Consider the following 24809-nt stretch of genomic DNA (forward strand, 5'->3'; position numbering starts at 1 on the left):
CTACGAATTTCACTTCTTGGCTGCGAAATTGATGGACTCAAACCCGGAAGCCAGACAGGTGTCGTAAATGTCAACCAAGTCTCCCAGCGCCACATCGGATGCGATCTCGAAGACGATTGGATTCTCGGGCCCCAACTCTGCCAGAGCACGAAGTTGTCCTTTCAGTTCATCGAGATCTGAATATTGCGTGCCATTCATATCAACAACGAGTTTTTGTTGATCAGGTCCGATCGAGAGCTTCAACCAGACATCGACAGGAACTGGAGCATCCGATGCTTGCGGGGCCGCCGACTCGACTGCGCCGGTTGTTGCAATCTCAGCAGGCAGCAGCATCTCTTTGATCCCGGAGCCACCTGTCACTGCAAAGAAGATCAGCAAAAGAAACACAACATCGATCATCGATGTCATTGCAATCGGCGAATTGTCACGGGTACTGATCGGTGGACGACGCATAATCTTTTGCTTGAATGTGCAGTGGCAAGTGAAACGATTCTATTCTTCCTGAATCACCTTGAATCCGAAGTTATGAATTCCGCTCCGGGCACAGGCCAACATCACAGGTTCGATAAAGGCGTAAGCGGCGTCCCGGTCACCTCGAATTCGAACGGCACATCGCTCCGGTTCCTCTCCAGCCTCTTGCGCAATTAATCTCTCAACTTCATTCAACTCGACAGACTTCATTCCGACAACATAAGTCCCATCCGCTTTGACGGTGATGGACAAACGTCTGGCGTGGATGTCATCACGATTCGTGGAAGCGGATGGAAGCGATACGGGATCGCTCGGCTCGCTAGCCGCAAAGTGAGACGCGACCAGAAAGAAAATGACCAGATTAAACACCACATCGATGAGCGGTGTCAGGTTCAGCTCTGATCCAGATTTCCGCCTGAATGTTGGTCGTCGCATGACCTCACCTTACGGATGCACTGAAGGAGCAGAGGGAGCCGGTGTCGGCAGCTGTTGCTTCCTGCGGTCGCGAAGTGAGCGGCGAAGCGGCTGAGCAATGTACTCACAAAGCAATGCCACCTCTGATGAAAACTCATCGATTCTATTGCGAAAAACCGTGTAAGCAAACAACGCCGGGACGGCGACGCACAATCCGAAAAACGTCGTCACGAGTGCTTCCGAAATCGCAGGAGCAAAGTCGGCGGGACTCGGATTGGCTTTCTCTGCGAACTCTGCGAAGGCTCGAATCATCCCCCAGACGGTTCCCATCAATCCCAGCAACGGGCCCAGAGCGCCAATCAGACTCAGATATTCGATCTTTCGCAGAAGTCTCGCTGACTGCTCGACAGCGGTATCTTCCATCGCCTTTTCCATCGATTCATAGCCGAACGCGGAATCTTTCAATCCTGCCTGAATCACCGCGGTCAAATAGTTCGGATTCTGCTTACACAGAAGTTCAGCTTGCTGCAATTGGCCGCCGGAGATCATTTTATTGAGTTCCTCAGCGACTCCTCGCGGCATGATGGCATCACGGCGAATTGTGATGAGGTGTTCGATCACAGCCGCCACCAAGGCAATGCTCAACGCGATGATCACATAGCCGATCAACCCGCCGGCTCTTAACAATCCGCCGGGATTGAGTTGTCCATCCTTAAAGACGGGGTCGTGAACCACTTCTGGGGCCTCAGCAGCGATCAACATCGAACCACTGATGAGGACGAAGAATAGGATCGCTGTGATTCGGACGGTCCAAAATAATTTCGATTGCAACGAAGTCTCCCGACGCGATCTGTTCACTCATTTGGAGAAGGTTGTTGTTTCAATGCGCCACGCAACTGTGATGCCTCCCGCGACCAGGGATATCGATTGAGAAGTTCAAGTTGAAGCGTGGATGCTTCACTCGTCAATCCAGTGCGTTTGAGCGAGCCAATCGCGTCCCCCATGGCCCGCGCCGCGAGCACTTCATGCTCTGGATAGACATACGGGAGCCATAACCCTTCAGCTGCCGACCGTCGATGATCCCCCTGAACTTCATACGCACAAGAAAGGAGATATTGTGGACCGCTTCGTAATTCAGGGCGCATCAATTGAATCTCTTTCCGCCACGACTCCATACTGAGCGGATCGGCATCCCGTTTCGCGATCTGAAGACGCCATAGCTGTGTCTTGCCATAAGCCGACAACACTGGATTCACATCACGGGACAGCAGCGCCAAATTTGACTCTGCTTCCCGTTGGTACGTCGGATCAAAGAGGAGAAGACTCGCCCCCAGCATTCGTTCAACTTGACGTTCCGATTTCAACCACGGAATCATCTCCTGACGAATGCGATCACTCACCGTCTGCGGCGCCCAAACCAAGGGAGCAATGCCCCAATGTCTCGTCAGAGGATCGCTGATGGCAATTTCTCGAAAGCTCTGCAGGGCACTGCTCAAATCGTCTTGCCGCAGAAAGCACTTCACGAGCATCGCCAGAATCTCGCGCTGAACCCATTGTCTCGGTTCGACTTTGAGGGCTTCCTGAAAACTGACAATTGCTTCCGTCGTCTTTCCTTCCTGAAACTCTTCCAGTCCCCGCTGATGTGCAGGAACATACTTCGTCTCGATTCCAGAGATGACCGAAGATGCGAGACGTTGTGATCCCGTTGTGCTACGAAAGATCAGGTCGCGGCCGGTGTAGTCGACAACTTCCCCGACGATGATGACAGGTCCAGATGCTCCTTCGGGGATGTAAGTAACGCGATCCTCAGCCACGCAAAGTGAAGCAATGAACAACGGCACAAGCTGTGCAAAGAACCGCCAGAAGCGACCTCTCTGCATCGACAGTGCAAGTTGGGGAGCAGCAGTCTGCATCTTCATTCTGCTCGAAGCTGTTTACTAGTGATTTAATTCCCCTGCACAGCGGCTACCGGGTACGATTCCATCGAATACGCAATGTCACCGGCGCTGTAACGTGCTGGCTCACTCGACTGTGGTCGGTTGAGAACTTGTCGTCCCGGGATCAGTCTGTTGTGTTTTCCCCGGTACTTTGGATCGTTCGCCAAAGATTAACGGAATGGCCATCAGGATGAATCCCCCCGTGATTGCCATATCCGCAATGTTGAAAATCCCGGTGCGAACGCCGCCAATCCCGAGATTCAGAAAATCGACAACGTAACCAAAACGGATTCGGTCAATCAGATTCCCGACTCCTCCCACGACGATGAGGGCAAGGGGGAGAAAAGTTGCAAAGTTCACAGATCTTCCAGCGAGCAGATAAGCCGCAAGCCCCAGAAGTACCAACCCGTTCAATACAGTCAGGATGACAAACCGTGCTTCGTCTGGGAAATTGGAAAACAAACTCAGAAACGCTCCATGATTCTCCGCGTACTGAATGCGGAAAATGTCTCCGAGATAGGACCAGGGGGGATGGTCCTGAATCGGCTTCAAATAGCGAATCGCGTAGAACTTGCTGACCTGATCAAGACCGACGCCAACAAGTGACAGTCCCAGCAGCCACGCAATACGCGATGCAAACGAAAGATCTTTGGTAGTCGCGCCTGACATGAAATCGGGGTTCCTGCTGGTCTCAAACTGTTGCGATTTACTGGCGGACACCCTCTAAGGAAGCTGCCTCAACCGACTAGGATACAGTGAATCGAGTGATTCTCAAAAGCCCGCTTTCAGATCCCGGTACACATACTTCCCAGAATTTTGCTCTGAAAGCGTTCTAAGAAAATTTGCGGACCCAACAAGCTTCGGTTCAGCTCCTCTGCCAAACTGAATGCAGTGGATGGACGCTTTGCTGCGATTTTCTTTACGAATCTGCGCCAGGTCAGCAGCGCTCAGTGCATTGTCAGTCGTTCCATCGGTCAACACATAAACAACGTCTGGATTGAACTTCAGTGCTTCCAGAATCGCGGGAAGATGATTCGTTCCGCCAGCCGGCGTCACCTCCCTCAATTGATCACTGACGAGTAGCCGTTGAGGGTCTGTCCCGCGGAAGACGTCGTATTTCCCTCGCCGGGTGTTCAGCACCACGTGCTCGTTATTATAAAAAATGACCTGAAAATACTGGTCAGATGTGAGCAGTTGCAGGCTTGCGAGTAATTCCAGCTTGGCAGCGTCCAATGCACGCTGTTCCGCCATGCTGAAGGAGCGATCGATCACATAAACGAACTTCTTGCCGACCGCTTCAATTCCGTGAAAGCGAGTTCCACCGCCCGTTCCAATTCCCTTGTCGGGTCCTCCAGTTCCAGACTGACCGCCCCCACGTCCTCCACTGACACTTCCATTCCCGGGAAGAGAAGGGCGTACAAGGCTGTTCATTAAAACGTCTTGAGATCCGATGGACGGTCCTGTCCCGATCACGGCTCTGGGCTGAGACACATCGGGCAAACTGAGCGGAACAGGTGGGGTCAGTGAGAGATCAGGCTGCGGAGTAATCTCAGCAATGGAGTTCTGCCGGTTTGACGAATCCGACGCGACTTCCGAACCGGAATTCTCACCCCCCTGATTTCCCGAATCGCCGCCGCCAGCGATCTGCCGGATCCCGACGGACCGAAACGGTTCTCCACTCTCCCCTTTTACCTTCGCACGACAACTGGGAAGCTGCGACAGAATGACAATCAAGACCGCCAAAAAAACATGAAAGACGATCGACCCCATCCAGGTCGGAATGAGCAGCCAGCTTGGCGCGGAATTGACTAGAGCGGTTTGCTGCGTCGGCAAGTGAGGCGCAGGGGACGAAGACATGAATGTAGTTCCTTTTCCCAAGTCTATCCGGCACTAGAAATCAGGGTCAATACGAGGGAACAGGACAAACAAAACACGAAGAAAGGGAAGAATAAATTAAATGGGAACTTCCGAGAGAAAGAGGCGACTGTGAAATATTGCCGATTTCCAATCGCTCAGGCGCGTTCACAAAAAGGAGTTCTTCCACCGCCCCCGCAGATCTTTTATGCTCCAACACCTCAAATGGAAGCAGCATGATCCCAACACACGGAATCCGATTTGACCAGACGCAGTTCTGGATCACCCACAGACGACGTGAGTACGGCCCGTTCGATTACGATTGGAGCCCGGACATGCAGGGATTGGAGTTGCTTTATCAGGGAATCAAGTTCGGAGAAGTCTGCACCGAAGGGGAGTTGTTTGCAGACATGCGTGAGTTTCGCCTCCCGCTGCGAGTCGTCGAAGTCGCTTGTGTCGTCATGGGATGCATCGTTATGGGGGTCGGGGGCGGCTTCAGCGAAGAGGAGCGCAAAGGAATTCTTGTTGATACACTACACGAATTCGATTGCGGTCGATTTGCCCCACGCATTAACTGAATGAATTTCTCCATCAATCGACGCGACATGGAATTCCGTCGATTCAACCCGTTTCTCCCTTGAGACGGACGGAAGAACTGAGTTACCATCAAATCAATGGTTCTCAACCCAATTCGATTGAGCGGTCCTCAGGATGAGGACAAGAAGACCTTTCATGGAACGGACGCCTGGCCACAATGAAGAGAAGGGACTGCTTCGGCGTCTCATTCATAATCTGACTGTGGCAGTCATACGACGCCCCGTCGCGACGATTACATTCTCTCTTATTCTCGGTCTGGTCAGCGTCGGCTTCACCGCCAGATTTCTCACGTTCAAAACAGACCGCGCCGATCTCATCGATTCCGGTGCCGACTTCCACCAACGATGGCACAACTTCAAGAATCTGTTCGGTGACGACTCGGACATTGTCGTTGTTGTCGAAGGGGATCGAGAAGAAGTGATTCAGCCAGCCATGGATTGGCTGGGACAACGTCTTGAATCTGAGCCCGACCTCTTTACTCGAGTTCTCTACAAAGTCGACCCCAGTGGACTGCAATCCCGGGGACTTCAATATCTGAGTCCTGTTGAACTTGAAAAAGCAAACCAGCGACTGGAAATGTACGGTCCAATTCTCGCCGGTCATTGGAATCGCGCAGGACTCGAATCGTATTGCCGACGCCTTGCGGACTACATTAACGTCACCCATGCCAATGGGTCCGAAACAGAACATGCAGGTGCGGTTTCGCAAGCCCGTGCACTCGTGCATAGCCTGTCTAACTTTTTACACGACCCCAACTCGTTCACCTCACCTTGGCCAGAAGTGATCTCCGCGAATGCCTTCCCCGATCGCGAGAAGATGCAGGCGCATTACCAACTCACTCCGAGTGGAAAGATGGGGTTTGTCCTCGCTCTTCCTCGATCCGGGGCTGACAACTTCTCCGGAAATTCTGCGTCACTGAAAGCTCTCGACGAAATCGTCAACGAAAGCCGTCAGCAATTCCCCGAACTTCGCATCGGCGCGACTGGAATTCCGGTCCTCGAAGCGGAAGAAATGGCCCGTTCTCAATGGGACATGACGATTGCCTCTGTGATTTCGACAATTGGCGTCGCATTAATCATGCTCTTCGGATTCCGCGGATTTCGTCACCCGTTTGTGGGGATGGCGATGCTCGGCATCGGCTTCGCATGGACCGCTGGATACATCACCCTGAGTGTCGGCCACCTGAATATTCTCTCTGTGTCCTTCGCAGCCATTCTGATTGGACTCGGGGGAGACTATTCCATGCACTATCTCTCTCGGTACGTCGAACTTCGACGAGAAGGATACGGGCTGCAGGAGGCAATCCTTCTTTCTGTCGATGAAGTCGGCACGGGAATTATTACAGCTGCAATCTCAACGTCTCTTTCCTTCTTTTGCGCCTCGTTCACAAACTTTCTGGGTGTCGCTGAACTGGGAATCATCGCCGGTGGCGGCATCATCCTCTGCGCAGTTTCAACGCTGATCGTTCTGCCAGCCATGCTGACATTGATCGACGCCAAGATTACCCCTTCAAAGATTCCCAGCCCGTTCACGGGAGTCATGCTGCGAAATGTGATCAACCGATATCCGCGAGTCGTCACATGCATCTGCCTGGCAATTGTGGTCGGGATCGGGTCACAGGCATTCATCTGGAAAGATGGATCGCTGCAATCCCGAGTCAAATATGACTACAACCTGCTGAACCTGCAGGCCAAAGGGCTCGAAGCCGTTGATCTGCAGGAACGCATCTTCGCCGAAGCCAATGGCTCACTTCTCTTTGCAGTCTCAATTGCGGATTCCCCGGACAATGTTCGACTGCTGAAAGAGAAATTCCTCGCTCTGCCGACGGTATCGCGTGTCGAAGATCTCGCGACGTATATGCCCGCTTATCCCGCATCGGAAACCGGGCTGCTCGTTCAGGCCATCAATGCCCGCCTCAGCCGCCTGACGGATCTCCCCAGAGAGCTTCCTCAACTGAATCCGCTGACACTCGGACAAGGATTAGAAGCTCTATATGAATCATTAAAAGTCCTTCCAGACCCCTCTTCACAAGTCGCAGCGGGGACTCTCGATAACATTCTGAATGCTATTGAGCAGCTATCGCTCGAGCAGCAAATGCAGATCTTTGGTGGGTATCAGCAAGGACTTGTCATGTCGCTGTACAGACAATTCCAGATGCTCGCTTCGATCTCAAACCCCGAACCCGTCTCCCCGGCGGATTTCCCGGAAGCATTCCGCTCCCGGTTCGTTTCTAAAACGGGGGAATGGCTCGTTCGCGTTTATCCAAACTCGCAGATCTGGGACGAAACACCACTCCGCAAATTCGTGGAGGATGTTCGCTCGGTTGACGCGGAAGTCACTGGAACCCCACTCCAGAACTATGAAGCTGCCGGCCAGATGCAGGAGGGCTATATGGTCGCCTCCATGTACGCACTGGCTGCAATTTTACTCGTCTTACTGATCGACAGCCTCGATCCCGGCCCGATGATTATCTCCTTATTATCTCCGTTGGTCGCAGTCGGATTGTGGTTCATTCTCGCACGCGATTCCGGAGTCGAACTCAAGCCGATGTGGATGGTGGGGATGTACGTCCTGATCACCTTCTGCGTGGCCGCCATCTTCGATCACGCCAGCGTCAGGAATACGTTTGTCGCAATGCTTCCTCCTGCACTGGGACTCCTGCTGGTCTTTGGCATCATGGGAATTGCAGGATTGGAGCTGAATCCTGCGAACCTGATTGTTCTCCCCCTGATCATGGGAATCGGCGTCGATGAAGGGGTTCTGGTGATCCACGATTACAGATCCCAGAAAGGGAAATATCTCGTAGGGCCGAGTACGATTAATGCCGTATCGCTCACCACGACGACTTCCATCGTCGGATTCGGAAGTATGCTCATCGCGTCTCACCAAGGGCTTGTCTCCCTGAGCATCGTGCTCACACTGGGAGTGACAACCTGCCTGTTCGTGTCGCTGATCATGCTTCCAGCATTGCTGAAATGGGTCTCACTGAAACGAGAACGCAATCAGCCCGACTCGATGGAAGACGATTCCAATGCCAATTCGGAAGTTCAGATTGTCGTTCCGATGATCCAGACCCGAAACGCAGCGTAACGACAACCAGATCCAAATTCGTTCGCTTCCAACGAATCGATAGACGTCGACCCGTTCCTCTCGAACGGATCACTGCAAGCGACTTGTCATGGGGAAGAGATGCTCAGGAGTTTCTCCACCTGACCCCGTGGAATTCCTCTCCCAAAGACCCGTACAGATCCATCGAGCATCAAGTACTGCGTCGTTCTTGTTCCGCGACTTGATTCCGAGATCCAGCCAGCAACCTCTTCGAAACTCACATCATCCGGGCTCGTCCAGACCACATCAGACTCCGGGTCAGCGACGATCGAAATCGTGTTGGACAGCGTATTGGTCACCTGTTCGTATTGTAGAGGTGTCGTTCCGGGCCAAGCCCCTTTGTCTCCAACGATTGCCAGAGTTTGTGTCGCCCCCACTCTTTTCCCAGGGCGAGGATGCCGGAAGCTTTTTGGAATCTTGTCGATCAGTTTGGAATTGGAATCGCTGTTCCAAGGCTGCGCGAAGTCGTACTCTTGATAGAGCTCATTTTCTCCGAGATATGGAAGAATCAGAACACGCCAGCTATGCATCCGAGTCCCCGACTCATTCGAAACGAACGCCGGCGGCAGTGAATTGTAGTCCTCATGATACTGACGTAACGCTTGACCGATCGTGATCAATTGTTCGCGGGTGGTCCAGCGGATCTTCTCTTCCACTTTCTGCCCCCAGACGTACGCGACAATGGGAGCAACAGTCAACGCGATTAACGAAACCAAGATGACCCAACCCCATCCAGATGAGCGCGGGGCGGGTGATTGATCGTCAGTCGTCGGAGGGAGAGAGGGAGCGTGCATCTCCCAATTCTAGTCTCACGAGCGTCTCATCGCGAACCGTTACGATGGACATGGTCCTGTTCGCAGATTTCGGAAATCAGGCGTATACGGGACTGACCTGCAGCGCACACCATGTTTGAGCAATCTTCCCCGGAGGCAAGACCTTTAACCCTTCGCTGCAGTCCCGACTTTTCAGGTTGATCGCATCCGTAACGCATGTGTACGGTTCCATACAAATCGCGTGACGATCGTTCGGGGTATACACCACCATTTCCCGGAAGTGCTCCGCGTCACAAACCTGACTCAGCTCGATTCCCGCTTTCTCATCGATGATGGACGTTCTGACAGTTCCGCCGTCGGAATGCCAACCGGTGTAGACATTGTCGAACCGCTCGACGCCATAGCGGGCCCCATTGCGAATCGGAGCCTGATTTTCGACAGGGAGTCGGCGACCTGTCGGCAGGTAGTCGACAAGTTCCCATTCTTCGCTCACCAGGGCTGTGGCCAGACAGTCTGTCGGAGCGCTCTGCTCACCAAACGGAAGCCGAAAATAAGCGTGCGTCCCCAGTCCCCAGGGAAGCGGCTTCGTATCCGGGTTGGTAATCCGAAACTGTGTTTCCAAACGGTTCTCTGCGACGCGATAGCGAACATCGATAATGAAATCCGCTGGCCAGCAAGAGAGACGGTCAGGAGCGTCGACGGAAAGGTGAAACTGCCCTGTGACCGATTGCTTGGTCTTTTCAATCACCCGCCACGGGCGATCCAGGCAGAGTCCATGAATGGCGTTCTTGGGATCTGTCGTGATTGGAAGTTCGTATTCCACTTCCTCCCAAGCGAACTTTCCATCCCGGATGCGATTGGGATATGGGAAGAGCAGGGGGATCCCGAAGCTATTCGGCGAAGCATTCCCCGTTTTCACGTCCACAGGCGAGTCGATCACCGAGATCTTTTTGCGATTGATGACCGCTTTGAATTCGAAGCAATTGAACCCCAATTGTGGGGCAATACTCGCTGAGGCACCGCTCTCTGGATCTGTAATGCGAATCGCTTTGATCATAGTGATCGCATTCTATCAGCAACTGCAAAAACCGGCAGTGGGAGACGACGGCGACTCGGTAGATCAGACCAAGTTAAGCAGGGAGGCTCGAAACAACCTCCCATAATCTCCCTATCTTCTCAAACCACCAGACTCACAAGCAATTTGAGTCCGAAAGGCCAGTGGTTCCGACTTGAAGGGACTACCGTAGGATGATCGAGTTCTCGCGGGCATTCTGCTGCGGGGACGCATCCGACTGCTGATCCAGAATTCTTGTGTAAGAAATCAGTGCAGGGTTCCAAGGCGCTGTTGGCAACCAAGGGCCAATCACCTTGTCGTGTTTTGTAAACATGTAGACCGTCTGTTTGTTTCCGGTCGGGTCCATCAACTGGACAGCCTGAGGCAGATAGGTCTCTGGGTTGAGCAAAACTTCTGCAACCCGGTATTCACGTTGCTCAGCGGGCATCTTGGGGTATGCCACAATGTGAATCAGTTTCTTCGGGTCATGAAGTGAGCCGAGTTCGAGCAGGTATCGTTGCTGCATCTTCTTCGAATTCATCCCGAACAAAAACGGGAGTGGACCGTCAGAGATATTCTGTCCCTGAAACTGTGTAGGGATCTGAATCTGATGGTATTCCTTCTTCGCGATGTCGATGTCGCGGATGACTTCCCCGTTACAGATCCAGGATCGCAGCTCATCTGGCTGACACACGTATTCGACATCGGCTCTTTTGAGCTTCTGCCCTTCGACATCTTTGTTCGGTGCAAAATCCATTCGGCCCTTATCGGGACCTTCGAACCAGTACTTCCCGGTTGAGCATTTCGCGACCTGAAACGCCTGATCGTACATGATCCGCTTGAACTCGCCTTTACTGCGTGTCACTTTGGCGGATTGTATTTCCCAGGTTTCCAGAATCTTGGTGAGTTCGGGAGAGAGCCCTACCTGCACGTTCTGATCTGGCAGGCGCTGAACTTGCGGAGCAGGACGTTGATCTTGCGCCTGTGCCCAACTCGATAAGCTGAGACCGCAGACAAGCAACCAGGCTGACGCTCGACTGGTTAAAGTCAGGTTTCGCAACATCGGCACAAATACCTTCCATGTGAAACTGCTGTTCCGAGGGCCCATCCTTGGGACTTCCCTCTCCAGTCGGAGACGAAGACATCTCTACCGGTCGAGGCCGAAACTGAGCCGAAGTCTAATAGCACTTTCAGAACCGTGAAAGATCGGTTTTTTCAAATGTCCGGGCGCGCTATTGGAATCCCTCGAACGTGTTACGTGAAAATCGCACGTTCAGCAGAACAACAAAGTCGTTTTAATTTGTAAGACTTTCATCTATGAAAAGACCTCCCGGCGAACACCGGGAGGTCATTATCATTCGACCGCAAACATAAAGTTCACTGCCTCACTACGTTCCGCTTGTTCCGGCACAAATTAGTGCCAGTTGTGCGGATTCATGAACCACCACCACTTGTCGGTGCGGGAATCAAATTTCAGGCTCCACGAGCCATCTTTCCATTCCAAAGTCGATTTACGCCAGTCAGCAGGAACCTGCGGGTATGGGTAGTACGGTCCGATGTACGGCCACGCACTTGCGTCATACTGAGTTGGGTAAGAAATCGCTGCAGAGTTGTCTGGAGCAGCGTAAGTTGGCCAAGCGTAGTTTGGCAGATTCGGCTGGTTGTACAGATGGTGTCCACCTGTCTGCTGAATGTTGCCGTACTGTGGCATCGGACCGCCTGGGCCTTGTTGTGCCATCATTGCCTGGGCCTGCTGCACTGGCATCCCAGCGAACGCTCCGGGTGGAACCCCTTGCTGAGGAGGTGGTCCGTAACCCTGTGGTGCTTGTGGGTAACCCTGTGGTGGCATGCCGTAACCAGCTGGGACAACTCCGGGCTGGCCCTGCATCTGCTGGGCCACTGGGCGACCATTGACTGTCAGCTGATTGAGAACCTGATTCACACCAGGGACGCTTGATGCTGCCCGGTGAGCTCGCTGCGCCTGCTCAGCACTGTCAACAGCACCGATGAGGCTGGCAACCCCTGCTTTGTAGCGAATCTCAATGTCGTAGCCGTTCAGACCAGCTGAAGTCATCGATTCAGCAATGTTCTGGGCGACAACCTGATTGCTCATTGGCGCAGGAACTTCGTTGTTCACGCGTTGAATGCGAGAATCAACTTTTCCAACCATGGCAGCATTGGTCACCATCGCAGCGTCATGTGCTGCTGAACGCTGTGCGGCTGGAGCAGCCACTGCATCCATCACGACGAGCTTGTTTTCGACGGTCTTCACGCCGGGAACGCTGCTGACAACGCGTGTCACCATCGCTCGCTGAGAAGCATTCTGAATTTGCCCCTTGATGGTGGCAACTCCAGACATACATTCAATCTCGACGTCTTTGTAGACGAGCTGAACTTGTTTCAGAGCTGTGGCAACATCTTGGGCGAGTTGCGCATTCTCTGGGGCGGACATCTGAGCGGCCGCGTTAGCACTCCCAGTCGGGAATTCGCGTGGACCAGCCACCGTGAGACTGGGAACTGCCGCCAGCAGCCCGAGGCTCAAGGCCCATTTCCGTGGCAGAAGCATGGACTTACTCCTTAAGTCGTTGTTGTGTGTTCCCAGTTAGCCTTCAGTTGGAAGACTAAATCAGCTGGTATCTCAGCGAGGAACGGATCGAATGATGTCGTGTTCATCGGTAAGACTGTCCGGCCTGAATGAGTTAATCTGCATTTTTTAGTTGAAACAGTTAATCCGATCACAGCAAATCAACAAAACAGCAAAGACAGGGACTCTGGGGTAAGCGGTTTTTGACCGTTAGAAGACGTCACTGGCCGCACGTTCACAAAAAAAGAGCCGCAGCTCATCCTGAGTTGCGGCTTTTAAAAAACTGCGTTTTGGTTGCAAGTGAGTCCCTTGGCCTGCAAGCCAGATTACTTCTTGTCGTAGTTCACAAAGAGGACCCCCTTACGCTCTGTGACTTTCACAGCGTAGTCCCCGTAGTCGAAAATCGTGCGATTGCGCCGAGGCTGGCACTCCACCGTCTCACATGCACATGGTGGAACGCAGATCTCGATCAGAACTGATTCACAGTGGTCACACGGATTCGGCACTGCCACAATTTTCTTTACGGCACAGGGAGCGATGTTACGCGCCTGGATCACCTTCACTCGTGGATACAAGCCGAGAGTTCCACCATCGCAACTGTCGCAAACAAAGCACCCGGGCTGAACAGTCACAGGAATTCCATGACCTGGAACGACGATCGCTCCATTCACAACGATGTCAGGTTCAGGTTGCAGTGCTCCAAGCTGGGAATGCAACACTCGTGTCGGGACTGGGGCGTACTGCTCGTCTGCTGATACGATTTCGCCGATCGCTGGTGCCACCATCGGTGGACGAGCGAATGCCGTTGTCGCAGATGCGATCACCAACGCCATGGCAAAAAAACGCTTCATGAACTTCTCCCATGAGTACGGATTTTGGTGTGAACCTCGACGATGAGTCTTTGACTTCAAGACTCAATTTTAATAGCCGTCGAGCCCTCACCCCTCCTTGGTAGTGTGAACTTTGAGTCTCACACAATCGGCACAATCATAGTGAAACCAAGGTGTCGCTGACAGTAAACTTGAATAAATCAGGATGAATGGACATCTTTCATTTGAAATTTTCCTCACAATTATTCCACGCAAGCTCACCATTACTTTCACCCTCCCCGTCCTGACAGGACAGGTCACCCAGGATGAAACTGATCTGACCATCAACGGGAAGAGTGACGAGAAAACTGAGCAGTACACCAATCACAGCCGTCGCAACCGGCGGGAGGAGATCGCATCAACGCCTTCAAACTGGATACCATTTGACGATCTCGTTCTGGCGATTGGGATCAGTCCCCACCTCAAAAGCGTACAAGCGGGTTGGGCACGTCGAAGAAAAATTAGGGTGATCGCAAAGCTGCACATCTGTTCCAGGCGACATCGGGAAACGACGCTGATCCTCCCTACTTTTCTGCCTTCACTTTAGGAGCGCCCCGCCCCAACAGAATGGCTAATTTGCCAGTGGCAAAGCGGGAGCCTGAGGGAATTTCACCGCCGGATCGAGTCGTTCCTCAAACTCTTCATGTGGCTCCAGATTGATCGATTCAATCATCTTGCGCACCCAAACTGGGACGACCTGGCTCGATGCTCCCGAATCTCCAGTGGCGAAATCGAGTTCATTCTTCCAATGAAGATGGTCGACTCGCAAACACACCAACACGTCCCCACGCTTTCCTGTGACAACCCCTTCCACCAGATGAAAAACCTGGCTATTTTCCTTCGCAACCTCAAACGTAAAAATGACTTGCTGATTGCCGACCTTGAAGATCTCCTGATGAGTTTGTTGAGGATCCACAATCAGCTCAGTCCCCCCGGACGCCTCTTCCAGCATCGTTTTCCGAATATGCCGCCGAATCGTTTCGTCAGTTGAAAATCGTGTGCTGACTTCCAGCAAGGTTAATACGCCGTCTCCGACATATCGCTGATAGTAGGCGCCTCGCAACCTCACAAGAAACGCAAGGTTCCACTCAATCGCACCTTGCGGTTGAAACACTTCGGGAATTTCGATGTTGATGATTTCCCGAGTCAGCGATTTGGCCAGATCCGGGTTCTCGCTCAGACTGGGGCGGAACCACCACGCTGCAATTCCGCACAGACAGCACGAAATCAGCAGAAGTGTCGTCACAACTCCAACCAGAACAGCCAGAAGCGGCCGAACTTTCGACTCACGATGTTCGTGATTCAGCGCGGTTCGCATCTTCTCGCTGGGCGAAAGTTCCTTCGAGTCACTCATTTGCGGAAAGTTCACATACAGGAAAACAAAAAGACGCTTAACAACACAGTTTTAGTGTGCCGTTAAGCGTCTGGAATTGCGAACGAATAGATCGGAAATCCGATCGATTCCTCACACTATCGCATTGTAATCACCAACCAACCGCCTTCAGCAGTTAGGTCAGTCACAGAAAGTGTGATGATTCTGTCATTAGGAGTCGTGACGTTGAAGCTGCGTTTGACAGACTTCTCTGGCAGAGCGCTCTGGATTTTCTGTCGCATCACATTCGCACGGGCAACCTGAGCTGCCACATTGCTTGGTCGTTCAACAGGCTTCACTCCGACGTTTCCACGGGACAGGACAATCTTGTCTCCTTGAATGGTCGGTGTGAACGGGACGGAAATCACCTGAGTTGGGATATCGTCGCCGTTATCTCGCTTGAGACCAGCTTTGATGAACAGTGTGACGACGCCACCATGGATGGTGAATCGAACAGCGTCCTTTTCAGCGAATACCAGCGTGTTGCCAGCGACTTCAGCGTTTTCTTCAGATGGAGTTGGCTTTGGAATTTCGACAGGTCGGCCGAGAATCTCGGTCAAACGATCCTGCAGCAACAGACGGACTTCATCTTCGGTCATGGTCTGTCCGTTGAGGCCGAGACGATCGAAGGTGTGATTCAGCAACGATTCATGAATTTGAGCCACAATTCCATCGGCAGGAACTGTTGCAACTGGAACTGCTTCAGACCCAGCGAGTTCAGACTTCTCCATCACACGTGCCCAGAGTCGCAACTCTGTGTCAGTTGATGTGAGGGCCATCGTGCTCGGATAGAGATTGTGCTTACGGAGCGGACCATAAGTCTTTGTTTCGAGTTGCTTGGTCGCATTGCCAAGTTGGTCGTTTGATTCTGCTTCAAGCTGAGCACTGACTTGCTGAGTAATCTTCTGAACAGCAGCAGCATTTGCTTGAGGACGGAGCTTGTCTGCTTCTCGAATTGCAATGTTGTTTGCAACGCGACCGAAGATTGGAATTCCGCTGAACTTGGTTGCTGCACCAACGGTTTGGGTGTTGGCGTAAGCAGAAACCCGTCCTGGCTCTCCAAAGAAGTTGTGACCATCAAATGTCACAGTCTTTGATGCAACAAAGCGATGATTTCCAACAGAATGGACAGTCGCTTCGTGAGTCACGCCGTTTGTGTTGGCGTAGACAGAACCGGAAAGATTCAGATTGAATTTCGCGTTGGCACCGCTTGGAAGCAGATCGATCGTCGACACGATATCAGCACACTGATAGCCGTAAATCGATGCCTGCTGAAAGCGATCGCGAATCTGGCTCTGCTCGCGACGTGATTCGGACATGAATCTGTTCAAGAGTCCTTCGGATACAGAGACACGAAGGTTGTAGTTCAAAAAGCTCTTGGACACTGCGCTTGCAACTGCTGCTCCGCCATCTGGTGATTGAGCCTGAACTTCGCTCAGAATCTGGCGAACATTCGCCTCTCCTGAGACTGTTGGTTCGGCGCGGTAAGCGGCAAGAGCTTCAACAAGTTTGGCGTAAAGTGCTGTCAACTGAGCCGGCTGAGCAACTTCTGGCTGAACAGCAGCATCGCGAACTTTGCGGAGTGAATCTTCGACAGCCAAAAATGCTTCCTGGCTGACAAAGTCACGAACTTCAGCTCCATAGCTTTCACGATTTCCGAGCTTGGTCAGGATTTTTTCGACGGTCGCTGGAGCACTTTCATCAGACGCCTGAAGATTCTGCAGATCGTTCAGTTGAATCCAGGAAACCCAGTCAGAGCCGTTGTGATAGCTCTTGAGGAATTCAGCGAGCTGATTGGCGGAGTCGTGCAGGCCAGCAACGGCTGGCTGAAGTCGCTCATCGCGTGCTGCTGATGGTTCGGCAGTCTGAGCATCCAGAATTGCCTTCGCGAGTGTCGCTTCTGGGCTCAGCTTGGAATAAAGGGACTGCAATGGCTTGTGAATGGAGCGATATCGTGCATCAGCGAGCGCTTTCTCGATTGTTTTAACCTTGACCTGAAGTCGGTCGACAGCGGCTCGTTGTTCAGCAACTGGCTTTGAGTGTCCCTCGTAGAAATCCTTGACGAAAGTCCCCGTTTCGAGAGTCCACGCCTTCCAGGTAGGATCAATCGACTCTTCGAGACTCTTGAAATCGTCCTCTGTAAGTCCTTGCGGAGCAGAGGACGGGAAAATGCCGTCCAAGCCAACAGCTCCCGCTGCCGGTTCATAACCCCATGAACTCGAAGCTGCCCAAATAGATAGGCAACTGCAAAGGACTGTCCAAGTCATTGTCTGGCGCGTGCGCATTTCCACTCCAATTTTGATGCAAACCGTAGAGGTGTCAGTCCCTCAGTCCCGGCTCACACGTTCTAAATTTGTATCGACAGACTCATCATCGATTGTCGACACGGGTTGTTTAATCAGACAAGTGAGCCCAAAGTTCCCTAACAGTCGATCGATTCAACCGACAGCGACAATGCAGACAGTGTATTGCCCCCAGATCGTGTATTCAAACACCGAGCAGCGCGAATTCAATTCCATTTCGGCGAATTTCGCCAATTTGCATTCGACTTTACTGGCAAAGCACAATTTTGCTATGACTTGGTTGGCACTTTTGCATTTCGATGTTTTTTAACAGAAAAATGCCTAAAGATTTCTTGCCCCTCAGCCGGGACAAGCCGTCAGCAAAAAGTGTGATCGTTAGATATTCAGCACGCTCAAAATCTGGCAGTTTGAGTGTTTGCAATGAGAACAAAGAGGACGGGAAAGGACTCCCTATGCAGAACCTACTTCTGAAGATTCTGGTTCTGAGTGGCGTAATCGGCGGAAGCTGCTTCGTAGTTTGGCAAGCGCATGACGGCTTATCCAAAGCTGCGAAGAATTCCGCAGTAGAAGGATTCACCCCACTTTCCGAGCGCCCTGACTTAGTGAAGCAAGCAGAAACCGAAAAGGAAGCTGCCCCGGCCTCTTCATGGGATCAGAAGATCCAGCTGACAAGCGGTGAGGCTCCAGCCAAAACCACTGAAGCGCCAGCAGATGCCCCCGCATTCGAGCCGACACTAGCAGAGAAACCCGACAGCCAATCGGGGACGCCAGCAGACGACAGCCCGTTCGCAGGATTTGCGGAGTATGATCAATCTTCCGCTCAAACAGCCAAGATGAGAACGAGCGGCGCCGGGACACAGAATGATTTTCCGGAATCTGGCTTAACACTCCCATCAGTTGCGACGGCAAACGTCGAAACTGACCTTCCAGAACAACAGGAAGAACTTTCTCCGCCGACTCAAGAAGCGGAAGAAAAACAAATCGTCCAATTCTGGGGAGAGGACACCCCAACGCCGGCTGCGACTCCAGCAGCTGCGCCGGCCGAATTCGCAGAACTTCCAGACCAGGAAGTCCAATCCGAAAAGCTTGCCAGCTCTGAAGAACCTCAGAACGAGGGTGTCCTCGACGCATTCGCAGCCGCAACAGACACCGCCCAAGAGGCTGAAGTCGAAAGTGATCCGTTTCTCGCGCTGCAGGCGCCCGCACCAGCGGCAGCTGAAATGCGGTTCGGTCCATCAACGAAATCGGCTCCTGCAGCACTTCCTGAACTCCCAAGCGCAACTCCAATTGACGCTGCGGCCAAAGGGAACGCAGAAGTTGCGGACCGAGATGTTCTTCCGACACCAGCCGCCCCAGGTCGACTCCAACTTGGGTCCAGCGCAATTGAATCCAGCGTCGTTCAAGCTGAGGCAAACGAATCGTCCTCGACTTCCATTGAGACCGTTGGCGGATTTGAAGAGCGTCAGGCTCCTCGTCCTCTCGCAACCCCAGAAGCGGCTCCACTCATGCCGCTTGAGATGCCAGAACTTCCCGCCAGAGGAAAATCCGCGGCTGCTGCTGCACCTGAATTGCCAGCCTCCGGAGAGGCAGACCCCTTTGGAGCTTCGGTCGCCCCAGCACCGCTTCAAGTAAAGGCGGACGATGTCCTCCCAGCGGCTTCACCTGCTCAGACTGAGGGGTCAACTACGTTCGCAACGATGGATTTCCCATCGCTTCCTCCGCAAAAGACCGCCTCTCCTCAACCTTTGCCAGATCAAATTCAGCAGGTTGCGGAACAGGTACCCGCGACGATGCCCCCTCTCCCTCCTGCGGAAGATGTTCTCCCAGAACTCCCCACACCAGTTCCATCATCGACTTCAGGATCGATCCCTGCGAGCACTCCAGCAAATATGGATCAGGATAACCTTCCATCCTTTCCGGGTACCACACCGTCCGGAAACGCGGGCCTCCCTGAGCCAGTCCCACTGACACCACAACCGACTCGATCGAGCTTGCCGACCCTGGATCTCAGCAGTCCCCCTCCCGCTGGATCCATGGCGACTCCAGAACTGCTGAACGGAACCGAACAGTTCGACATGAATGCCCCAAATGGACCGCAGTCACCTGAATTGAAGATCGAGAAGATCGCTCCCAATTCAGCTGAAGTCGGTGAATCGGTGATCTACTCAATCGTGATCCGAAACGTTGGTGGAAGCGAAGCTAAAGATGTCGTTGTGGAAGACCGTATTCCCTTTGGAGCACGCCTTGAGGGAACGATCCCACAGGCGAATCTCTACGAAGGAAAGTTGACCTGGCAACTCGGCACTATTCCTCCGAATGAGGAACGAAAAATCCAGCTGAAAGTGACCCCAACTGAAGCAGGACAGATCGGAAGCGTCGCCACAGTTTCATTCGCATCATCCGTGGCAGCAAGCATTAAAGTAACGTCACCTAAACTCGAAATCAGCATGAGCGGCCCTCAGGAAGGGGTCGTCGGTGAAGTTTTGAACTTCCGGTACACATTGCGAAACGTCGGCCAAAGCCCTGCGAAATCAGTGTTCCTGCGGACAGTCCTTCCTCAAGGACTGGAGCACCCAGGCGGAAGCGACCTTGAGTACGAGAGCGGCGCGATCGCACCGGGATCAGAAAAGGTGATTGACCTTGCGGTACGTGCAGCGACCAACGGCGTTTATACCGTCCACTCGATGGTCACTAATGATGGAAAAATGCACGCAGAAACACGATCTGACGTCAATGTGATCAAATCACGACTTGAGCTTACTCGTACGGGGGCAGAAAATCGTTTTGCCGGACGCCCTGCGACGTTCCAACTCAAAGTGACGAACACGTCAAACGATGTACTCCGCGGAATCACTGTGCAGGAGAAAATCCCCGAAGGGGTAGAATTCCCCGCGATTCAGGGGGGAGGCCGCTACGACACTGCAAATCGACTTCTGACCTGGAAAATCTCAGAGATTGGCCCCGGGCAGGCTGCGGAGATCAACATGATTTACTCTGCGAAGAAAGCCGGCGAATACGCGGGAACTCTCGTCGCAGTGGATGACGCTGGAAATCGCGCGGAACTCCGAACAAATCTGGTTGTGAAAGGATTCGCAGACCTTGCTCCTGATTACACCGCGGAAACACGAACTGTACTTTCCGGAGAGCCGATCACACTCCGATTGAAATTAAAGAACACTGGTTCTGAATCGGCAAAGGGTGTCGTCGCCAAATTCTCTATTCCACAAGGAGTGGAGTTCGATTCCGCGAGCGGACCGGTTTCCTATCAGGTCGTAGGAAACGAATTGGTCTTCGAATCGCTTGAAACCATTCCTGCAGGTCAGGAGGAGCTATTCCACGTTTCACTCCGCGCGACGCAGCCAGGAAACGCAAAGATCACTATGTCGCTTGAAACAAAGGATTACAGCCAGCCGCTCTTCCAGGATCAGGTGATTCGAATTCTAGGATCGGGGAACTAGCCCTTGTTTCAGGGGAGCGTGGTGGCGAACGATGGCAGCAGCACTTTCAAAACCTGTCGTTATCGCCTCCGGAATGCTTCACTTTCATGAATGGCTCCCTAATACGAATTTGTGGAGATTCCGGCCTGCCGGGAGCAATGGGTATCACTGCCTGAACCAGAGTTTTGCTGCAATCGCTGCCACGGCCCCTTGCCAGAGGGGCCGGCAACGAATAAGCGGGAACCCGTCGGCTCTGTGTTACGCCGAAACTCCGTGTTTCTGCGTGTTTCATGCGATCTCAATCGCTGCACCACTCAGCCAAAGGACCAACTGCTCAAGCTGTAACGCTTCCGGGAGTCGACTCCCACCTTTGAGTCCGTAATCTGCATTCGCCAGCGTTTCCAGAATTGCTTCTGCACGATGACGCTTGATTCGGCGAAGGTACTTTTCCGCGGCTGCAACATCACGGGGAAAGACTCCCGCATCCCGGAGCGCCTGCTGGATGTTTCCGCTTTGACGTGACCCTTCGACTGCAACTGCGAACTTTCGAAAGACGTAATTGATCCCCCCCAGAATTTTCGGTGACGGTTCCCCAGCGTAAATCAGTTTCCCGAGTGCCGTGAGCGCCGCGGCCGGGTTTCCATCGCGAATCGCATCGATCATCACCCAAGTCGTTTCCGCGCGCCATCCCCCTACGAGTTTCTCCACGTCGTCCACAGAAATCACTGGAAGATCACCCACGTACGCCACGAGTTTCGACAACTCCTGCTCCAGTAGTCCCATTCCAGTGCCAGCCAGCTCGACCATTCTGCTGGCACCGTCGCGGCCCAGCTTTTTGCCGTACTCATCGGCAGCACGCTGAACGAGCCAGTTTTCCAACTTGATCCCGTCCAGTTCGGAACAATCAATCGCGATGCCATCGGCGTCGACCTTTTTTGCAAGTCGCGTGTTTTTTCTCCACGTCTTCACATCAAGAATCAGCAGGGCGCGACGACTCGGCTTTTCCGCGTAGTTTTCGAGTGACGCACGAAACTCGGTGATGAAGTCGTCAGCGTCTTCGATTAGCACCAGTTTCTTATTGGAGAACATCGACACCTGTTGCAACTCGTCGCGGATCGTTTTGTATTCCAGGTCTTTCCCAGAAAAACGCATCAACCCCAAGGAGTCATCATCCGTTTTTCCCAGAAGATGACGACTCAACAGGGTGAGAGTGGACGATTTGAGATGGCGCTCCGACCCGTGTAAGACCACGAGCGAAGCGGTTTCGACTTCTTTGATTTTGCGTGGGAATTCAATGGCGTGCATGGACTCAGATTGACCCAAAGAAACTAAACGTCGTACATTCCTGCCGCGCCATTGCCATATGGAGCGGCAGGATGAAGATGTACTGTACCAATCAATCGCAGCGTGAAACATCCGACGCTTTAAACATCAGCCTGAATCTCCTTTAGTCGCAGCAGTAAAACGAGATGAGTTCGCTCACCGACCTTCCCATTATTCCCGAGTCGGAAACAGGATACTGTTGTCCCGGTGAGACTCGACCTATTGGAAGAGCGGTTCATCTGGCGCGACTGGCTGCCGGACATCGTGCCTGTTCTCAATGCGTTCACCGAGCAGATATCCAAACGCTGCCAAAGCATATTGCTCAGCGAACAGCCTCTCGCTTATCCCGGACCACGACATCGTTTTTTTCGGCAAACGGGATTCGAGGCATCTACATCAATCAACTGACCCGTCGCCACGTCTCCGAAATCACGGAACGCGTTCTGCAAATTGCTGATGAAGACCGTGCATTCAACAGCGAACTCCCTTATCGCGGCCCACTCAGAGTAGTGACGGGTTACGATTCTCGAACGATGTCAGCCGACCTCGCCGTCGGCATGGTCTATGTTCTCCAGCGATGGGGATGCCGTATCGCTGATGTCGGTCGAGTCAGCCGACCAGCTTTCGATTCCGCTCGTGATCAGCTTCACCCCCACCTTGGGATCTATCTCACCGGAGGAAGCGAACCGCACTCGTGGAGCGGATTAGATCTGATTGATGAGACAGGCCTTCCGTGGAGTTCCCCCGGAAAGCTGGACCTATTGAGAGAGAAACTAGCGTCCCCTTCAAGTCGACTCTCGCGGTCGCAGGGACGGTACGAAGCAGTCAACCTGCAGTCTGACTACGAATCCTCGCTGGAATCGCTGCTACACGGAATTCGACCGCTGCGGCTCGTCATCGCCGCCCCGGATCCGCTTGTACGCGCCAGCCTCAAAAGAGCCTTTGACAACACCTCCTGCAGCGTCCAGTTTCTCGCAGGGAATGTCAGCGCATTCAACGGAATCGACCGACTGCAGAAAACACTTGTCGATGTCCTGTGCGATCAACGAGTCGACGCCGGTTTTCTGATCGGTCACGATGGCCGAGAATGCCGGATATTCGACGAAGGGGGATACGAACTGACGTTACCGGAGACGATCTCGTTGCTACAGCGAGGTCTCCCTGAAACAGATCATCGTGTCTGCATGTTGAATTTCGATTCGGTCAGCGAAGGTGAACTCGCTCACGCGACTCGACTCTCGGGAACAGAGGCAGATCTGCTTCGACATCAACAGGAACACGAAATCCCATTAGCAGTCGATTCTTCTCATCGATTCTGGTTCTTCGGTGAACGTCCCGCATGCGATGCCATTCAGACCATGGCAAGAATGCTGACGATACTGAGTCAGTCGGATCGCCCGGTCTCCAGCTATCGGCGTCAAAAAAAGTCGATCGCTCGAACTCTCGTGCGTTAGCCCCTGTCTCCGGGGCGCGGCGATTGGCGGTATAAACTCATTAAACGCTGCGTTTATCGCCGCCGGAACGCCCGATGCTCGCGAGAGACGCTCTCGTTGACATCATCAGTCCTTACTCGACTTACATTTTACTGCTCGTCATCATGCCGAGGTCGGCGGGTGTGATCAACATCCCCTCTCCGCGGTGGAATCTCGCCGCTCCGAGGGAATGAATTCTTGAGTGAGAAGCGAAACAACAATGAGAATTCTGATTCTCGGTGCAGGGGCGGTCGGCGGCTATTTTGGAGCGAGGCTGATCGCATCGGGAAAGGACGTCACATTTCTTGTGCGGCCCGCCCGTGCACAATTGATTGCCGAATACGGCCTGCGTATCTCCAGTCCATCCGGCGGCGACCTTCACCTTCCTGAGGTCAAAACTGTCGTTGCCAGCAAATTGGAGGGGCAGTTTGATCTGGTCATCGTCACTTGTAAGTCGTACGACCTTGAATCGTCCATGAAGGACATTGCTCCGGCAATTGGACCGGGAACCATCATTCTCCCGCTGCTCAACGGACTTCAACACGTTGAGATCCTTGAACAACGCTTCCCCGCCGCGACTGTCCTGGGAGGATGCTGCTTTATTTCTACTCGAGTTGAAGCTGACCACAGCATTACCCATTTGAGCGACGTTCACAGAATCACGTTCGGTGCCAAATCCTCTGCAGATGAGCAGGCTGCGCGGCGAACCTTTTTTGCTCTATGCGAGTCCGAATTCGAAGTCATCAACAGCGAGAACATTCTTCAGGAGATGTGGGAGAAGTGGATATTCATTGCGTCGATGGCAGGTCTCACCTGCTTGATGCGAGGAACCATCGGTGACGTCGTCGTCAGTGGCGGTGCATGGTTATCAAAATCGCTGCTGGACGAATGCAGCGAGATCGCAGGCCAGAACGGATATCAACCTCGCCCTGCCGCCTACGACTTCGCTTTGGGACACCTCACAAAGGCGAACTCTCCGATCGCAGCGTCCATGCTGGGTGATGTCGAAAGAAACAGCTCAACAGAAGCCCAGCACGTTTTGTTTGATCTGCTGGCCCGAGGGAAGGGGACTGACGAATCGGCTCATCCTCTATTGAGACTCGCGTGGCTCCATCTGGAATCGTATCGAAACAGACGCCTGCGAGAATTCGCCTGAGGGTGAAAGTGACCCTTTGATTCCCCTTGAAATTCGTGGAATCAAGGAGAGCCCATTTTCTCAAAAACCAACTGTCGAGCTTCCC

Annotated in this window: 20 protein-coding genes; 6 read left to right on the forward strand and 14 right to left on the reverse strand. The window is 53.0% G+C overall.

What is annotated here, in order from left to right; translation table 11 throughout:
* Positions 1–9 precede the first annotated feature (9 nt).
* The 6 genes from SH668x_RS18690 to SH668x_RS18715 all read right to left on the reverse strand — a co-directional run bounded on the left by SH668x_RS18690 (position 10) and on the right by SH668x_RS18715 (position 4679).
* Positions 10–453, reverse strand: a complete 444-nt coding sequence (locus SH668x_RS18690; protein ID WP_437186582.1) for an ExbD/TolR family protein — start codon at positions 451–453, stop codon at positions 10–12.
* Positions 454–492: 39 nt separating this feature from the next.
* A complete protein-coding gene (locus tag SH668x_RS18695) occupies positions 493–906 on the reverse strand; it encodes an ExbD/TolR family protein (RefSeq protein ID WP_437186583.1) in 414 nt (137 codons plus the stop codon).
* Positions 907–915: 9 nt separating this feature from the next.
* Complete coding sequence (locus tag SH668x_RS18700) at positions 916–1716, reverse strand: MotA/TolQ/ExbB proton channel family protein (protein ID WP_437186584.1); 801 nt, start codon at positions 1714–1716, stop codon at positions 916–918.
* Between the two features lie 23 nt (positions 1717–1739).
* Complete coding sequence (locus SH668x_RS18705) at positions 1740–2804, reverse strand: hypothetical protein (RefSeq protein WP_437186585.1); 1065 nt, start codon at positions 2802–2804, stop codon at positions 1740–1742.
* A 102-nt stretch (positions 2805–2906) separates the two neighbouring features.
* Positions 2907–3491 (reverse strand): signal peptidase II, encoded by a 585-nt coding sequence (gene lspA / locus SH668x_RS18710; RefSeq protein WP_437186586.1) that lies wholly within the window; start codon positions 3489–3491, stop codon positions 2907–2909.
* A 102-nt stretch (positions 3492–3593) separates the two neighbouring features.
* The gene (locus SH668x_RS18715; RefSeq protein WP_437186587.1) at positions 3594–4679 is read right to left on the reverse strand and encodes a vWA domain-containing protein; all 1086 of its coding nucleotides are present in this window, start codon (positions 4677–4679) and stop codon (positions 3594–3596) included.
* 233 nt (positions 4680–4912) lie between these two features.
* Between SH668x_RS18715 and SH668x_RS18720 the strand changes: the two genes are divergently transcribed.
* Together SH668x_RS18720 and SH668x_RS18725 are read left to right on the forward strand one after the other, a co-directional pair.
* Entirely contained in the window at positions 4913–5254 is a 342-nt protein-coding gene (locus SH668x_RS18720; RefSeq protein WP_437186588.1) for a hypothetical protein, read from the forward strand.
* A 154-nt stretch (positions 5255–5408) separates the two neighbouring features.
* Positions 5409–8363, forward strand: coding sequence for an MMPL family transporter (locus tag SH668x_RS18725; RefSeq protein ID WP_437186589.1), 2955 nt, complete (start codon positions 5409–5411; stop codon positions 8361–8363).
* Positions 8364–8449: 86 nt separating this feature from the next.
* Here SH668x_RS18725 and SH668x_RS18730 read toward each other — a convergent pair whose 3' ends face one another.
* The 5 genes from SH668x_RS18730 to SH668x_RS18750 form a co-directional block, all read right to left on the reverse strand.
* The gene (locus SH668x_RS18730; protein WP_437186590.1) at positions 8450–9175 is read right to left on the reverse strand and encodes a DUF1559 family PulG-like putative transporter; all 726 of its coding nucleotides are present in this window, start codon (positions 9173–9175) and stop codon (positions 8450–8452) included.
* Positions 9176–9251: 76 nt separating this feature from the next.
* The gene (locus tag SH668x_RS18735) at positions 9252–10211 is read right to left on the reverse strand and encodes an aldose 1-epimerase (protein ID WP_437186591.1); all 960 of its coding nucleotides are present in this window, start codon (positions 10209–10211) and stop codon (positions 9252–9254) included.
* A gap of 181 nt (positions 10212–10392) precedes the next feature.
* Positions 10393–11277 carry a hypothetical protein gene (locus SH668x_RS18740; RefSeq protein ID WP_437186592.1) on the reverse strand — a complete coding sequence of 295 codons (885 nt, stop codon included), beginning with the start codon at positions 11275–11277 and terminating at the stop codon, positions 10393–10395.
* A 345-nt stretch (positions 11278–11622) separates the two neighbouring features.
* Positions 11623–12774: a BON domain-containing protein gene (locus SH668x_RS18745; protein ID WP_437186593.1), complete on the reverse strand. Its 1152-nt coding sequence runs from the start codon at positions 12772–12774 to the stop codon at positions 11623–11625.
* Positions 12775–13118: 344 nt separating this feature from the next.
* Complete coding sequence (locus tag SH668x_RS18750; protein ID WP_437186594.1) at positions 13119–13643, reverse strand: hypothetical protein; 525 nt, start codon at positions 13641–13643, stop codon at positions 13119–13121.
* A 184-nt stretch (positions 13644–13827) separates the two neighbouring features.
* Here SH668x_RS18750 and SH668x_RS18755 point away from each other — a divergent pair, with 184 nt between their 5' ends.
* Complete coding sequence (locus tag SH668x_RS18755; RefSeq protein ID WP_437186595.1) at positions 13828–14208, forward strand: hypothetical protein; 381 nt, start codon at positions 13828–13830, stop codon at positions 14206–14208.
* 24 nt (positions 14209–14232) lie between these two features.
* Here the strand turns inward: SH668x_RS18755 and SH668x_RS18760 are convergent, their stop codons facing one another.
* On the reverse strand, positions 14233–15015 hold the full coding sequence (locus SH668x_RS18760) for a hypothetical protein (protein ID WP_437186596.1): 783 nt from the start codon (positions 15013–15015) through the stop codon (positions 14233–14235).
* Positions 15016–15131: 116 nt separating this feature from the next.
* Positions 15132–17318 carry a hypothetical protein gene (locus SH668x_RS18765; protein WP_437186597.1) on the reverse strand — a complete coding sequence of 729 codons (2187 nt, stop codon included), beginning with the start codon at positions 17316–17318 and terminating at the stop codon, positions 15132–15134.
* Between the two features lie 470 nt (positions 17319–17788).
* Here SH668x_RS18765 and SH668x_RS18770 point away from each other — a divergent pair, with 470 nt between their 5' ends.
* On the forward strand, positions 17789–20794 hold the full coding sequence (locus SH668x_RS18770; RefSeq protein WP_437186598.1) for a hypothetical protein: 3006 nt from the start codon (positions 17789–17791) through the stop codon (positions 20792–20794).
* 267 nt (positions 20795–21061) lie between these two features.
* On the opposite strand, the gene holA is transcribed toward SH668x_RS18770, so the two are convergent.
* Entirely contained in the window at positions 21062–22078 is a 1017-nt protein-coding gene (holA, locus tag SH668x_RS18775; protein ID WP_437186599.1) for a DNA polymerase III subunit delta, read from the reverse strand.
* Positions 22079–22242: 164 nt separating this feature from the next.
* On the opposite strand from holA, the gene SH668x_RS18780 reads away from it, so the two are divergent.
* Both SH668x_RS18780 and SH668x_RS18785 read left to right on the forward strand, forming a co-directional pair.
* Positions 22243–23550, forward strand: a complete 1308-nt coding sequence (locus SH668x_RS18780; protein WP_437186600.1) for a hypothetical protein — start codon at positions 22243–22245, stop codon at positions 23548–23550.
* A gap of 238 nt (positions 23551–23788) precedes the next feature.
* Positions 23789–24724, forward strand: coding sequence for a ketopantoate reductase family protein (locus tag SH668x_RS18785; RefSeq protein WP_437186601.1), 936 nt, complete (start codon positions 23789–23791; stop codon positions 24722–24724).
* Positions 24725–24809 lie beyond the last annotated feature (85 nt).

Source organism: Planctomicrobium mucosum (assembly GCF_051466335.1).
Classification (GTDB): domain Bacteria; phylum Planctomycetota; class Planctomycetia; order Planctomycetales; family Planctomycetaceae; genus Planctomicrobium.

What these genes read in the sequence shown, in the direction of transcription:
- SH668x_RS18690 (WP_437186582.1), bottom strand. Translation starts at nt 453, where the DNA reads ATGCGTCGTCCACCGATCAGTACCCGTGACAATTCGCCGATTGCAATG.
- SH668x_RS18695 (WP_437186583.1), bottom strand. Translation starts at nt 906, where the DNA reads ATGCGACGACCAACATTCAGGCGGAAATCTGGATCAGAGCTGAACCTG.
- SH668x_RS18705 (WP_437186585.1), bottom strand. Translation starts at nt 2,804, where the DNA reads ATGAAGATGCAGACTGCTGCTCCCCAACTTGCACTGTCGATGCAGAGA.
- lspA (WP_437186586.1), bottom strand. Translation starts at nt 3,491, where the DNA reads ATGTCAGGCGCGACTACCAAAGATCTTTCGTTTGCATCGCGTATTGCG.
- SH668x_RS18715 (WP_437186587.1), bottom strand. Translation starts at nt 4,679, where the DNA reads ATGTCTTCGTCCCCTGCGCCTCACTTGCCGACGCAGCAAACCGCTCTA.
- SH668x_RS18720 (WP_437186588.1), top strand. Translation starts at nt 4,913, where the DNA reads ATGATCCCAACACACGGAATCCGATTTGACCAGACGCAGTTCTGGATC.
- SH668x_RS18725 (WP_437186589.1), top strand. Translation starts at nt 5,409, where the DNA reads ATGGAACGGACGCCTGGCCACAATGAAGAGAAGGGACTGCTTCGGCGT.
- SH668x_RS18730 (WP_437186590.1), bottom strand. Translation starts at nt 9,175, where the DNA reads ATGCACGCTCCCTCTCTCCCTCCGACGACTGACGATCAATCACCCGCC.
- SH668x_RS18735 (WP_437186591.1), bottom strand. Translation starts at nt 10,211, where the DNA reads ATGATCAAAGCGATTCGCATTACAGATCCAGAGAGCGGTGCCTCAGCG.
- SH668x_RS18745 (WP_437186593.1), bottom strand. Translation starts at nt 12,774, where the DNA reads ATGCTTCTGCCACGGAAATGGGCCTTGAGCCTCGGGCTGCTGGCGGCA.
- SH668x_RS18750 (WP_437186594.1), bottom strand. Translation starts at nt 13,643, where the DNA reads ATGAAGCGTTTTTTTGCCATGGCGTTGGTGATCGCATCTGCGACAACG.
- SH668x_RS18755 (WP_437186595.1), top strand. Translation starts at nt 13,828, where the DNA reads ATGAATGGACATCTTTCATTTGAAATTTTCCTCACAATTATTCCACGC.
- SH668x_RS18760 (WP_437186596.1), bottom strand. Translation starts at nt 15,015, where the DNA reads ATGAGTGACTCGAAGGAACTTTCGCCCAGCGAGAAGATGCGAACCGCG.
- SH668x_RS18765 (WP_437186597.1), bottom strand. Translation starts at nt 17,318, where the DNA reads ATGCGCACGCGCCAGACAATGACTTGGACAGTCCTTTGCAGTTGCCTA.
- SH668x_RS18770 (WP_437186598.1), top strand. Translation starts at nt 17,789, where the DNA reads ATGCAGAACCTACTTCTGAAGATTCTGGTTCTGAGTGGCGTAATCGGC.
- holA (WP_437186599.1), bottom strand. Translation starts at nt 22,078, where the DNA reads ATGCACGCCATTGAATTCCCACGCAAAATCAAAGAAGTCGAAACCGCT.
- SH668x_RS18780 (WP_437186600.1), top strand. Translation starts at nt 22,243, where the DNA reads ATGAGTTCGCTCACCGACCTTCCCATTATTCCCGAGTCGGAAACAGGA.
- SH668x_RS18785 (WP_437186601.1), top strand. Translation starts at nt 23,789, where the DNA reads ATGAGAATTCTGATTCTCGGTGCAGGGGCGGTCGGCGGCTATTTTGGA.